Source organism: Jejuia pallidilutea, from assembly GCF_002973595.1.
In the GTDB taxonomy this organism is placed as follows: domain Bacteria; phylum Bacteroidota; class Bacteroidia; order Flavobacteriales; family Flavobacteriaceae; genus Jejuia; species Jejuia pallidilutea.
Window position 1 is genome coordinate 84,940 of the sequence record NZ_PVEO01000006.1, and the last position, 13,613, is coordinate 98,552.

The following is a 13,613-nucleotide window of genomic DNA, read 5'->3' on the forward strand; positions in this document are numbered from 1 at the left end:
ATTTAATTATTGCCTAGTCTTATAATATCTGCAAACAAGCCAGAGGCTGTAACATCGGCACCAGCACCAGCGCCTTTAATAATCATAGGTTGTTGCGAATAACGTTCTGTATAAAACATAACAATATTATCGCTACCTTCTAAATTATAAAAAGGATGCCCTTTTGGGATTTCCTGTAAGCTTACACTAGCTTTTCCGTTATCAAATTTAGCAACATATTTTAATTGACAATCTTTAGCTTTCGCAGAAGCAAATAAACTTTGGTAATGCGCTTCATCGTCTATTAATGTTTGGTAAAAGTCGTCTACAGAATTACTTTCCAAACCGGCTTTTGATAAAAATGGTATATTTTCTATATCTTCTAAATCCATAGTTACGCCACTTTCTCTTGCCAAAATTAAAATTTTACGTGCCACATCAACACCACTTAAATCTATTCTTGGGTCTGGTTCTGTGTAACCTTCTGCTGCAGCTTGTTTAACTACATCGTAAAATTTTGTGGTGTCGTTAAAATTATTGAATACAAAATTTAAACTTCCAGATAATACGGCCTGTATAGAGGTTACCTTATCTCCAGAGGCTATTAAATTGCTCAAGGTATCAATAATTGGTAAACCCGCGCCAACATTAGTTTCAAACAAAAAAGGTGCATTGTATTTAAGCGACAAACGTTTTAATTCTTTGTAATTACTAAAAGTACTAGAACAGGCAATTTTATTACATGCTACAACAGCAATACTTTCGCGTAAATATTTTTCATACAACCCAGCTACGTCCTTATTGGCTGTAACATCTACAAAAATACTGTTACGTAAATTTAGTGATTTAGCGTTTTCAAAAAAGCCCTCTAAAGATGCTTTTTCACCGTTAGACAAGTCTTCTTTCCAGTTTTTTAAGCTAATACCACCGCCATTAAACATCATGGTTCTGGAATTAGATAATCCTACAACACGTAAATTTATTTTAAGATTATCTTTAAGGTATTTTTTTTGTTGCTTAATTTGTTCAACCAAACGTTCCCCAACATTACCAACGCCTGTAATAAAAACATTTAATTGTTTAGTAATACTTTCAAAAAATACTTCGTGCAATGTATTTAAGGCCTTTTTAACATCGGTTTCCTCAATAACAATAGAAATATTTTTCTCTGAAGCACCTTGCGCAATCGCTCTTATATTAATATTATTTTTACCTAGGGAAGAGAACATTTTACCACTTATTCCTTGGTGGTTTTTCATGTTGTCTCCAACTAAGGCTACGATTGATAAATTTGTTTCAACCTGTATAGGATCTATTTTATGAAGTGCAATTTCGTTTTCAAAAGTAATATCTATAGCGGTTTTAGCAATTTCGACATCTTTTGCTTCAATACCTAAACAAATAGAATGTTCAGATGATGCTTGGGTAATTAAAATTACATTAATTTTTTCGTTAGAAAGCGTTTCGAATAAACGTTTAGAAAACCCGGGAATACCAACCATTCCACTACCTTGTAAGGTTAGCAGCGCAATGTTTGAAATATTACTAATACCCTTTACAGGATTATTTGAGGCTACAAACTCATTAGAAATAATGGTGCCAACAGCCTCTGGTTCCATGGTGTTTTTAATATGTATGGGGATGTTTAAATCTAAAACGGGCTGCACTGTTGGCGGATACAATACTTTTGCGCCAAAGTGCGATAATTCCATTGCTTCTTGATAAGATATGGTTTCTATAGGGCGTGCTTGTTTTACCAGTTTAGGGTTTGTGGTAAACATGCCACTAACGTCTGTCCAAATTTCTAACTGCTCTACATGTAATGCCGCAGCAACAATTGCCGCTGTAAAATCTGAACCACCACGACCTAAAGTAGTTTGTTCTCCAAATGTAGATCGCGCAATAAAACCAGGAAGAATGGTAATGTTTTCTTTAGCAGAACTAAAATAATCTTTAATATTAGCATTGGTAACACTATAATCAACCTCTGCTTTTGTAAAGTTGGCATTAGTAACCACTAATTCCTGAGCGTTTTTTCTATAAGCAGACAAACCTCTATTTTTCATTGTCTCAGCAATAATAAACGACGAAAGCAACTCACCAAAAGTCACTAATTTGTCAGAGGTTTTTGGAGATATTTCATTAATTAAAAATATACCGTTTAATAAACTCTCAAGTTCATTAAGCTTTTCTTCAGCATAATTTAAAATTGAAGAACTATTGTCTGGATTTAATTCTTTAATAATGCTAAAGTGCACATCTTTAATAATCTGGAACGTAGCTTTAAAAGCGTTATCCTTACTTTGTGCCTGCATACCCGCTAGCAGTAATTTATCGGTAATTCCTCCAACTGCAGAAACCACACAAACTACTTTACTCTCTTTTGCATAAGCATCTAATATGCTAATGACTTTATTTATATTTTTTGATGAACCAACCGAAGTGCCACCGAATTTTAAAACCTTCATTATATAATGAATTGAAATTTAAACTTAAAACTTGAAAAAATGTAATTATAAAAATTACACGAAACCTTTGAATAATATATAACTAGTAACCCCAAGGGGTTGTTGTATTTGTAGTTGTAGCTAAAATAGAAGTTGTGTTTGAAGAATTAAAAAACACTGTAAGATGTATATTTTGGCTTAAATGAATCATTTCTCGTTATATAAAACATTTCAAAAGTATTACTTTTAACCTAATAAAAAAACAAAACCTATTTTTTTACAATATTCTTACAATCGATAAATTTTCGTTTAAAAAAAACGACTATTCTCGATGAGAATTGAAAAATCAATAATCTAGATTTTATGAAGATATTTTCTAAAGCACAAATATACTTAGGCGATAAACTTACTGCAGAACGACAAAATATTACATCAACAGAATTAATGGAACGCGCAGGCACCCAAATTTTTAACTGGATGCATGCCCGTATGCAAGGTGCACAGGTACCTGTGCATGTATTTTGCGGCATTGGAAATAACGGTGGCGATGGCTTAGTTTTAGCAAGACATTTAGTAACCCATGGCTATAATGTAAACACTTATGTAGTTAACTGTAGCGATAAACGTTCCAAGGATTTTTTAGTGAACTACGATAGAATTAAAAACGTAACTAAAAAATGGCCTACTTTATTAAAATGTGCTGATGATTTTCCTGAAATTAACGCTAATGATATTATTGTAGATGCTGTTTTTGGTATAGGTTTAAATAGACCTATTGAGGATTGGGTAAAACAACTATTCCTACATTTTAGAGCAACCAAGGCATTTACCTTATCGATTGATATTCCTTCTGGTTTGTATCCAGATAAGGCAGTTGAAGACAAGGAAGCTGTAGTTTATGCAGGTTTTACTTTAAGTTTTGCATCCCCTAAACTCGTTTTCTTTTTGCCCGAAACTGCAAAATATACAGTACAATGGGAAGTTTTAGATATTGGTTTAGATCCTGAATATCTCTATACCACCGAAACCGAAGCGCAACTTATTGGAAAACATGAGGTTTTGCCCAATTACATAGCAAGAGATAAGTTTTCGCACAAAGGGGAATTTGGTCATGCACTGGTTATTGGCGGTAGCTATGGCAAAATTGGCGCCGTAACTTTGGCAAGTAGGGCATCCTTATCGGCAGGTGCAGGTTTAGTCTCTGCTTATGTGCCAAAATGTGGTTATATGCCTTTACAGGCGTCATTCCCTGAGGCAATGGTTATTACAGATAAAGATGAAGCAATACTAACGGCTATAGATTTTGAAATAGAACCAACCGTTATAGGATTTGGGGTAGGAGTAGGCACCAATATAAAAACCATAGCCGCTTTTGAAGCCTTTTTAAAAACCAACAAGCAACCGTTAGTAATTGATGCCGATGGTTTAAATATACTTTCTAAAAAGAAATCATTATTAAAGCTACTGCCAGAACATTGCATTTTAACACCTCACCCTAAAGAGTTAGAGCGATTAATAGGCGCGTGGACAGACGATTTTGACAAACTAAATAAAGCAAAAGCTTTATCTAAAAAGTACAAGCTTATTTTAGTTTTAAAAGGCGCTAATACCATTACTATATTTAATGAAAAACTTTTTATAAACACCACTGGCAACCCTGGTTTGGCAACTGCCGGTACAGGCGATGTGCTTACAGGAATTATTACTGGTTTAGTGGCCCAAGGTTATCATCCATCAGTAGCTGCTATTTTTGGTGTGTATTTACATGGAAAGTCTGCTGATATTGCTGTTGAAGATTTTGGATACCAAAGTTTACTTGCTAGTCATATAATAGACTATTTAGGTGAAGCCTTTATAGATTTGTTTAAGCAACCTGAGCAAACGCCTCAGCCACAAGAAGCAAAAGAAGAAACGAAAAAATAGTTGAATAAAGTTTTTTTAGATTACTTGATTTGTTGCGTTCTCGTAATGCTATTATGGATTTTTCATTCAGAAATTTAATAAAAACAACTACAATAATAAAACGTCATTGTTCTCCCGAAGTATCGGATTTTGCAATGACGTTTTTGGTCTTACTTTTTTTAATACTGTTGTTACACGAAAGAATTAGATATTTAATTCTTCAAATAAATCTCTTAAAGCTGGATCTGAAGGCCTTGGTGCATTAGAACTTACAATATTGCCATTAGGATCTATTAAAATAAATCTTGGAATACCTTGTATTTCGTAATCTTTTACAAACTTAGAGTTCCAATCGTTATCAGCAAATAGTTGAACACCTCCAAGTTCTTTTTCGTTTACCATAGTTTTCCAAGTTTCAAAGTCTTTTTCCTTGTCAATAGAAACACTAACAAATTGAATGTTTTTATTATGGTAATCTGCTTCAACCTTTTTTAAGGCAGGAATTTCCCTAATACACGGCCCGCACCAAGTAGCCCATACATCAATATAAGTATATTTACCTTTTAAATCGTCTAAGGATGTTGTGCCGCCAGCATGATTTCTGTAGTCTACAAATTTGGGTGATGGTTTCCCTTTGGATAATCCGGTAAGCTTATCGTATTTTTCTTTTACTATTGCGTTGTTTTTGTCATTATTCGAGTTATCTGAGTACAACTTATAAAATGCCTCTACATCTTTAGAATAACTCATGCTAGTGTTAGCAAATACAAACAATACATCATTCTTTATTTTCTCGTTTTCAATATTGCTAATGGTTTTAATAAAGGCAATATCGTTAGCTATACCTTCTTTTTTTGCCAATGCTTCTGCCTGTTTTCTGTAATGGCTGGTAAGAAGTAGTTTGTAGTTTTCCGAGAAAAAATAATCTTTTTCATTTTGATAATCAATGCCATCCAATTCTTTTAAAAAACTATCAGACACTTTAAAATCATCATTTTTGGTTACATATTTATGATAAGGTTCATATTCATTTAACCTAGCAAGATAGTTGTAATTTAAGTCTCGTTTTTCTAAAACCTTAAAGTCCTCTGGAATGTCTTTAAAGGTTTCTAGTAAACTGTCGCTAGAAGCTTTAATGGCTTTGTATTTTGCTTTAAAGTCGGCTTCATTTAATTTATAAACCTCAAAACGATTACCTATTAATGCCTTTTCATTTTTGTTCTTTTCTAATAGGTAGGTATTAACTTGGGCGCCTTCACCAGAAAAGGTTATTGTGTTTTCAAAGTCTTTAACATCATAAGTTACATTTAAATTATAACCTGGTTCTAAATAAATAAATACAGGATTTTTGCCATCAAAAATTACATAAGAACTTTTATCTGTGCTTAAGGTATCTGTAAAACTACCATCGGCAGACACTTTTAGGGGTTCACTAAAGGTCCTATCAAAACTATTAATGGTAACTACACCATTTTTGTTTGTAATTTTTCCTGAAACAATTGCATAATCTAAAGGTTTTCCTTCGTTTTTACCACAAGCTAAAAGAGTTAGAAAGATTAAGGGGGTAAGAATTTTTTTCATTGGTTTATTTTAAGTTTTTACGAAAATAAATATTTGTTGCTGTTCTAAGAAATTAATTAACACTAGTTTAAAGCATTGAGGTCATTTATTGTACATCATGAACTAAATCGCGGTAATTAACAATTTTAGGAATAATATCTAAGGCTTTTAATTCCTTTTGAACACTCATAATGGTTTGTTCGTCTATATTGCTTTGAGACCATTCTGTTATGGCTAGCCATTCTTGAACATCCTCTATTTGTTGCTCATAACGATTGGCTATCATTCTATCAATACTTGGAATATTTTTAAACTCTTGAGTGGTAGTATTTATAATGTTTAAAATTGTTTTAAGCTCCTCTGTATTATTTTCAATAAACTCATTGCGCACAGCAATTACAAAACATGGCCAAGGTGATGGGCAATCATCAATACGTCTAAATATACCATTGTCTACCAATGGTTTCGTTGTGTATTTTTCCCAAAGAAAATAATCGGCATTCCCATTAGTTAATCCTTCTACAGCGCCATTTAAATTTTGTATCACTTCAAAATCTAAATCTTTTTCTAAATTCCAATTATTATTTTGAGCGTTAATATATGCCATTAAATGAGAGCCAGAGCCATATCTACTTATAGCTGCCTTAGTACCTTTTAAATCTTCTATGGTTTTGTAATTAGAATTATGCGCTACATGAATTCCCCAAATAAGTGGTGTTTGCACGTAAGTTTGCACAATTTTACTGGAATTTCCAGCAATAATATCTTTAATAATACCTTCGGTTAAAATAACAGCAATATCTATGTCGCCATTGCGAAGTGCCTTATTCATTGCGCCAGTGCCACCATAGTAATCGTGCCATCTAAGATTAATATTTTGGTCTTTATATTCGCCGTTTTTAAGTGTTAAATACCAAGCCAGATTAAAGTGTTCTGGTACACCGCCAATATTTACTTTTTTCATTTAAATTCTATCTAAAGTATATGTAATCAAATCTTCTACTGCTTTACGTGGGTTTTTGCTAAACGTACCATTAGCCCTGTTTGCTATAATGGCATTTAGCGATATTGCATTATGGCCTAACAGATGCGATAAACCATAAATTGCAGAAGTTTCCATTTCTAGGTTTGTAATTTTTACACCCTTAAAATTAAAACTATCCATTTTTTTATTTAATGCCGCATCTTCTAATTGCAACCTAAGAACACGCCCTTGCGGACCGTAAAATCCATTTGCAGTAGCAGTGATCCCTTTTGATGTAACATCACTTTCAAACTTAGATAATAACGACTTAAAACCTTTTACTATAATAGGTCTTGCCTTATTGGAATTCCAATTGGTATGCGCGATAAAAGCATCTTCCATTTCTAGATTAGAGATGGTCTCTGTTTGATAGGAGTGCAGCAGCCCGTTTATGTCTAAACCATATTCGCTTACAACAATTGAATCTATTGGGATATTGGGTTGTAAACCACCAGAGGTACCAATTCTTATAATATTTAAACTTGTGAGGTGTTGCTTAATGGTTCTTGTTTCAAAATCTATATTTGCAAGGGCATCTAGCTCATTTATAACAATATCTATATTATCAGTGCCAATTCCTGTGGAAATTACAGATATTCTTTTGCCATTTAAGGTGCCAGTATGGGTTTTAAATTCTCGTTTTTGTATTTTAAAGTCTACAGTATCAAAATGCCGACTTACCAAATCAACACGATTTTGATCGCCCACAACAATTATAGTATCTGCAATGTGTTCTGGTTTTAGGTTGAGATGATACACACTACCATCTGGATTTAAAATAAGTTCGGATGCTTTAATTGACATGTAATGGGGACTTTATAAGTTTATTTTCTATTTTACTAAACTGAAATGCTACTTTTTTAACACCACCAAATACCATATTATCTTTGTAATCTTTTGAAGCGTTATATTGACCAAGCAATACTTCATGCCCTTTTCTATTGAGCTCTACATGGTCTGTATTTACAGAATAAAAAGGCGATAAATTGTCTATAATACGCTGTAGCTGTATGTCGCCATAGCCATAAAAACCTTGGTAGTTTAGGGCGTAACCTAATAAATGGTGTTTAGATTTAATAGTATTTTCTTTAATGAGTTTTAAAATATTGGTTTCTAACACATTTAGGCCAGTAATTACATCTGGAAAACGTTCTAGATGTGCTTTTAAGCAATTGCTCATATACTCAAATGAAGAAGATTTTACAATATATGGTTTGAACAGATTATGATCTACACCACAATAGATTTGCCAGAGTGTTACAGCGAGTTCTAAATCTTCTGCGGTTAACTTGGTTTTGTTTTTGTAGTGCTTCATGAGTTGTCCAGAACTGAGTTCAGACAAACCTTTAAGTTCTTTATAGCCTTGAACCCTTCCACTACATACTAAATAGGTGGGAAGGTTTATTTTTTTCTGTTGCAATAAATTTAGTACGGCAAGCATGTTAATATGGCAAAACAAATCGTATTCAAACCAAAGTACAACTTCGGTATAACGTTCGTTGGCATTATCTAGCTGTTTCAATGCAAAGTCTACTTTTGCTAAATCTAAATCAACATTATAAAACTCTCCTAGAAATGCTCTTCTTGCTTTTATGAGTTCATCTGAATGTACTAAAAACTGTGTAGGACCTTCACAAAGCATTTCCTGCCAAGTAACTATTTCGCCTTCAATTTGCAGCTCTTTTAAATAGGCTGTTAAGCTACCGCCATTACTTATATGTAAAATTTGTTTACTCATAAATTATCCGCCAACGCGCTTTACATTAAACCCTTTATCTTTTAGTATTTGCATAATTTTATCTCTGTAATCGCCTTGAATAATTATTTTATCATCTTTAAAACTCCCACCAACACTCAACTGTGTTTTTATCTCTTTAGCTAGAGCTTTAAAATCTTCGGTAGCACCGGTGTAACCTTCAAGAATAGTAGTTGGTTTTCCTTTTCGTTTTTCGTATTTGCAAATAATAGGATCGTCTTGCATCCAAATATCAGAAGCTTTAGAAGTTTCCTTTGGGGTGTCTTCTGGTTTATGGTCGGGAAATAGGTTTTTTAATTGGTCTTGTAAATCCATGTGTTAAGTCTTCAGTTTGCAGTCTTAAGTTTGCAGTATTTAACTGCCTACAGAAGACTGAGGGTTGCCTACTTTTTAATCAGTCCTAGTTCAATTAAACGTTCGGTTAAAAATTCTCCAGCAGTAATATCCTCAAATTGTTTTGGGTTATTTTCATCTACACAATTGTTTAACACATCAAGTTTCATATCGCTTACAGGGTGCATGAAAAATGGAATGGAGTACCGAGATGTGCCCCAAAGTTCTTTTGGTGGGTTTACCACACGGTGTATTGTAGATTTTAGTTTGTTATTGGTGTGTCTTGATAACATATCCCCAACATTTATCATAAGTTCATCGGGTTCAGCAATGGCGTCTAGCCATTCCCCTTTATGGTTTTGCACTTGTAAACCACGGCCTTGGGCGCCCATTAGCAGTGTAATTAAGTTAATATCGCCATGTGCTGCGGCTCTAACAGCCTCCTTGGGTTCTTCCTTAATTGGCGGATAGTGAATAGGTCTTAAAATAGAATTTCCGTTATGTATATACTTATCGAAGTAGGTTTCTTCTAAACCTAAATGTAGTGCTAGTGCTCTTAATACATATTTAGCAGTTTTCTCTAGCATTTTATAGGCTTCTTTTCCAACGGCATTAAAGTTTGGTAATTCCTCTACATTAACATTATCTGGGTAACCATATTTTTTTTTCTCATTCTCATCCACATATTGCCCAAAATGCCAAAACTCCTTTAAATCGCCTTCTTTCTTCCCTTTGGCACTTTCTTTTCCAAAAGAAACATAACCTCTTTGTCCTGCAATTTCAGGAATTTCATATTTCTGTTTAGTGGCCACGGGCAAATCAAAAAAGTTTTTCACCTCATTATAAAGATTTTCAACCAAGTCATCGTCTAAAAAATGGCCTTTAAGCGCTACAAATCCTATATCTTCATATGCTTTTCCTATAGCATCTACAAATTTTTGTTTTCTGTTAGGATCTTCTGAAATAAAATCGTGTAAATCTACACTAGGTATATTATTCATAAGTTAAAATGTATGGTAATGACAACAAATGTACAAAACATTCAATTCAATAATTATTGAAACATATGCAATTTTTGCATTAATAAAATCAAATTAAAGTATATTTGATAGTAAAATAAGTGCTTCTTTATGAAAACCTCAAAAATGCAGCCTTACATAAAATATTATGCCAATGGATTATCAACTGATATTTTAAGGCAACTTTACGCAAACATGTTAAAACCTCGGCTGATTGAGGAGAAAATGCTGGTATTGTTACGCCAAGGCAAAATTAGCAAATGGTTTTCTGGAATAGGGCAGGAAGCCATTGCTGTGGGTGTTACCATGGCGTTGCACCCCGAAGAATATATATTGCCAATGCACCGAAATTTGGGAGTGTTTACCACTAGAAATGTACCGTTGTACAAATTGTTTTCGCAATGGCAAGGAAAAGCATCTGGGTTTACAAAAGGTAGGGACCGTTCGTTTCATTTTGGTACGCAGTACTATAAGATTGTAGGAATGATTTCGCATTTAGGGCCACAGTTAGGCGTTGCCGATGGTATTGCTTTGGCTTCAAAATTAAAATCTAAAAAACATGTAACCGCAGTATTTACAGGTGAAGGTGGTACAAGCGAAGGCGACTTTCATGAAGCGTTAAACGTTGCATCTGTATGGCAGTTACCTGTTTTGTTTTGCATAGAAAATAACGGATATGGTTTGTCTACACCAACCTCTGAGCAATACAATTGTGAAAATCTAGCAGATAGAGGTGTGGGCTATGGTATGGAATCTCATAGTATTGATGGTAATAATATTATTGAAGTCTACACCAAGGTTACTGCAATTGCCAATAGTATTCGCAAACATCCACGTCCTGTATTAATAGAGTTTAAAACATTTAGAATACGTGGGCATGAAGAAGCAAGCGGCACCAAATACGTACCACAGGATTTAATGGACGCTTGGGCTAAGAAAGATCCTCTAGAAAATTTTCAAAGTTATTTAAAAGAAGAAAATGTAATTGATGAGGCGTTTGAAGTAGAAATAAAAACAAGGATAGTTCATGAAATTAATGAACATCTAGAAGTTGCATTTAATGAAGAAGCTATAGACGCAAATTTAATTGATGAATTAAATGACGTATTTAAACCATTTGAATACAAGCATATTACATGTAAATCAAATTCAAAAAATATACGATTTGTAGATGCTATTTCTGAAGGTTTAAAACAAAGTATGGCGCGTTATAATGATTTGATTATTATGGGGCAAGATATAGCAGATTATGGCGGTGTATTTAAAATTACTGAAGGTTTTGTAAAAGCTTTTGGTAAAGACCGCGTTCGTAATACGCCTATTTGTGAATCTGCTATCGTAGAAACCGCCATGGGCTTATCTATTGCAGGAATTAAAAGTGTTGTAGAAATGCAATTTGCAGATTTTGTATCTTCTGGCTTCAACCCTATAGTTAATTATTTGGCGAAGTCTCACTACAGGTGGGGACAAGCAGCCGATATAGTGATACGGATGCCATGTGGCGGAGGCGTTGGTGCAGGTCCTTTTCATTCACAAACCAACGAAGCTTGGTTTACTAAAACCCCGGGGTTGAAGGTGGTATATCCGGCATTTCCTTACGATGCAAAAGGGTTATTAAATACAGCTATTACCGATCCAAATCCAGTATTGTTTTTTGAACATAAAGGCTTGTACAGAAACGTGCGCCAACATGTACCAATAGATTATTTTACGTTGCCTTTTGGAAAGGCTAGCCTAATAAGAACCGGACAAGATATTACAGTTATTAGCTATGGCGCAGGTGTTCATTGGGTTTTAGAGTGTTTAGAAAAGTATCCTAAAGTATCAGCAGATATTATAGATTTACGCACACTACAGCCATTAGATACCCAAACCATATTTAATTCAGTAAAGAAAACAGGTAAAGCGATTATTTTACAAGAAGATTCATTATTTGGCGGTATAGCTAGTGATATTTCGGCATTGATTATGGAGGAATGTTTTAAATATTTAGATGCGCCAGTAAAACGTGTGGCGAGTATAGAAACACCAATTCCGTTTGCTAAAACCTTGGAAGACCAATATTTACCTAAAGAACGGTTTGAAACTGAATTACTAAAACTTTTAGAATATTAAGATATTGTTTATCTTTAAACAACTTAACGCTACAGTTTTGAAACGTTTACTTGTCATCATCATTTTAATAATATTTTCTTGTAAAACAACTACAGAAAACAAAGAAGATGCTTATAATTGGCACTCTAGAATGGTAACTGCATCTGCTTATAATTCCTTAGAATATCAAACGGATAGTGACCCTAATATTACTGCTTTTGGAGATAGTTTACAACCAGGACTTAAATACATTGCGGTATCTAGAGATTTATTGGCTTTGGGCTTAACACACAATACCCCCGTAATCATAGAAGGATTAGAGGGTATATATTTGGTGAAAGATAAAATGCACTCGCGTTGGAAAAACCGAATAGATGTTTACATGGGCGAGGACGTAAAACGCGCTAAAAAATGGGGCAAAAAACGTGTTTGTATAGACTATGGTATTCCAATAGACGACTGATTATCTTGTCTCTGCTTCAGAGAGAATAAACGGATAAGCGTTTTTTAACCTCAATATTTCTTGCTCAGTTAATTTATCTATTGGTTTTTTCAAAACAGATTCGCTGTAGGTTTTTCTTAATTCAAAATAGGCTTTGGTAAGTTCGTCTTGCACTTCAATAAATTGATTGTAATTTGTGCTTCTGTCCGACTGTAATGAAATTACAGCTTTTGTGGGGTTGTCTGAAGATGTATTAGTTTTACTCCCATTACAATAGGCACAACTACCGTCGCCATTGTTATCAATAAAATTTTTGGCTAATGCTTTTACTTCAGAAACAGAAACAACAGCATCGTCTACCATAATTTCATTGTTAGCGTTTATTGCAATTTTTAAAATATTTCTATCTGGAATAGGAATATTACAATCCTGTCCGGGAGGACACTCTTTTGGAAGTTTACGATAAATCCCTTGGTCTTTTGGTATTACCGCTGTTACTAGAAAAAAGATTAATAATAAAAATGCGATGTCTGCCATAGACCCCGCATTTACTTCTGGGTGTGCTTTTGCTCGTCTCATGATTTTAATGTTTTAGAATTATTGTTAATGCATTGTTAAAATACAAAAACAATACCAAAAACCAGGAGCGTATCATTAGCGCATATTATGATGTAGTCGAGTCCAAAATGTTTGATGACTTGGGAAACTTAAGATGCGCTTGTTGGCAAATAAATTTTCTTCGGTAATACCTTTAAGGTGTTTTGGTGTTTTGATGATTGATTTCATTTGAGATAGATTGATGATTGATGAAAGTTTTTTAAGAGACGTTATATTCTATAACGTCTCTTGCTGTTCCATGTATTGGTTTTTGTACCGTTTAATGTTTCAGTTACTTGATTTGTGTTTAAAGTTCTCATGATTTTTTTTTTGATTGATGAAATAAATTGTTAGGAATAAAAGATACAATTATCTGTAACGTCTCTTTTTATTCCATAAGTTAGATTTAGTACTGTTTAAAGTTTCGGTTACTTGGTTACTGTTTAAAGTTCTCATAATT

General features: G+C 33.8%; 12 protein-coding genes. 3 read left to right on the forward strand and 9 right to left on the reverse strand.

Features of this window, described 5'->3' with window-relative positions; translation table 11 throughout:
- Positions 1–2 precede the first annotated feature (2 nt).
- Entirely contained in the window at positions 3–2,447 is a 2,445-nt protein-coding gene (gene thrA / locus CLV33_RS11115; RefSeq protein WP_105473970.1) for a bifunctional aspartate kinase/homoserine dehydrogenase I, read from the reverse strand.
- 342 nt (positions 2,448–2,789) lie between these two features.
- On the opposite strand from thrA, the gene CLV33_RS11120 reads away from it, so the two are divergent.
- Positions 2,790–4,349, forward strand: coding sequence for an NAD(P)H-hydrate dehydratase (locus CLV33_RS11120; RefSeq protein ID WP_105473971.1), 1,560 nt, complete (start codon positions 2,790–2,792; stop codon positions 4,347–4,349).
- Positions 4,350–4,532: 183 nt separating this feature from the next.
- Here CLV33_RS11120 and CLV33_RS11125 read toward each other — a convergent pair whose 3' ends face one another.
- From CLV33_RS11125 to CLV33_RS11150, 6 genes are all read right to left on the reverse strand, one after another.
- A complete protein-coding gene (locus tag CLV33_RS11125; protein ID WP_105473972.1) occupies positions 4,533–5,909 on the reverse strand; it encodes a TlpA family protein disulfide reductase in 1,377 nt (458 codons plus the stop codon).
- Between the two features lie 85 nt (positions 5,910–5,994).
- Entirely contained in the window at positions 5,995–6,852 is an 858-nt protein-coding gene (locus CLV33_RS11130) for a substrate-binding domain-containing protein (RefSeq protein WP_105473973.1), read from the reverse strand.
- On the reverse strand, positions 6,853–7,716 hold the full coding sequence (locus CLV33_RS11135) for a nucleoside phosphorylase (RefSeq protein WP_105473974.1): 864 nt from the start codon (positions 7,714–7,716) through the stop codon (positions 6,853–6,855).
- Positions 7,706–8,650, reverse strand: a complete 945-nt coding sequence (locus CLV33_RS11140) for a DUF1835 domain-containing protein (RefSeq protein ID WP_105473975.1) — start codon at positions 8,648–8,650, stop codon at positions 7,706–7,708. Before CLV33_RS11140 ends, CLV33_RS11135 begins: the two co-directional genes overlap by 11 nt.
- Positions 8,651–8,653: 3 nt before the next feature.
- Complete coding sequence (locus tag CLV33_RS11145; RefSeq protein WP_105473976.1) at positions 8,654–8,983, reverse strand: translation initiation factor; 330 nt, start codon at positions 8,981–8,983, stop codon at positions 8,654–8,656.
- Positions 8,984–9,051: 68 nt separating this feature from the next.
- Complete coding sequence (locus tag CLV33_RS11150; RefSeq protein ID WP_105473977.1) at positions 9,052–10,002, reverse strand: isopenicillin N synthase family dioxygenase; 951 nt, start codon at positions 10,000–10,002, stop codon at positions 9,052–9,054.
- Positions 10,003–10,146: 144 nt separating this feature from the next.
- On the opposite strand from CLV33_RS11150, the gene CLV33_RS11155 reads away from it, so the two are divergent.
- Complete coding sequence (locus tag CLV33_RS11155; protein WP_105474090.1) at positions 10,147–12,135, forward strand: alpha-ketoacid dehydrogenase subunit alpha/beta; 1,989 nt, start codon at positions 10,147–10,149, stop codon at positions 12,133–12,135.
- 37 nt (positions 12,136–12,172) lie between these two features.
- Positions 12,173–12,577: a 3D domain-containing protein gene (locus CLV33_RS11160; protein WP_170064010.1), complete on the forward strand. Its 405-nt coding sequence runs from the start codon at positions 12,173–12,175 to the stop codon at positions 12,575–12,577.
- Here CLV33_RS11160 and CLV33_RS11165 read toward each other — a convergent pair whose 3' ends face one another.
- Both CLV33_RS11165 and CLV33_RS17785 read right to left on the reverse strand, forming a co-directional pair.
- On the reverse strand, positions 12,578–13,135 hold the full coding sequence (locus CLV33_RS11165; protein ID WP_105473978.1) for an ExbD/TolR family protein: 558 nt from the start codon (positions 13,133–13,135) through the stop codon (positions 12,578–12,580).
- A 75-nt stretch (positions 13,136–13,210) separates the two neighbouring features.
- Positions 13,211–13,342 (reverse strand): hypothetical protein, encoded by a 132-nt coding sequence (locus CLV33_RS17785; RefSeq protein WP_262489617.1) that lies wholly within the window; start codon positions 13,340–13,342, stop codon positions 13,211–13,213.
- Between the last annotated feature and the right edge of the window lie 271 nt (positions 13,343–13,613).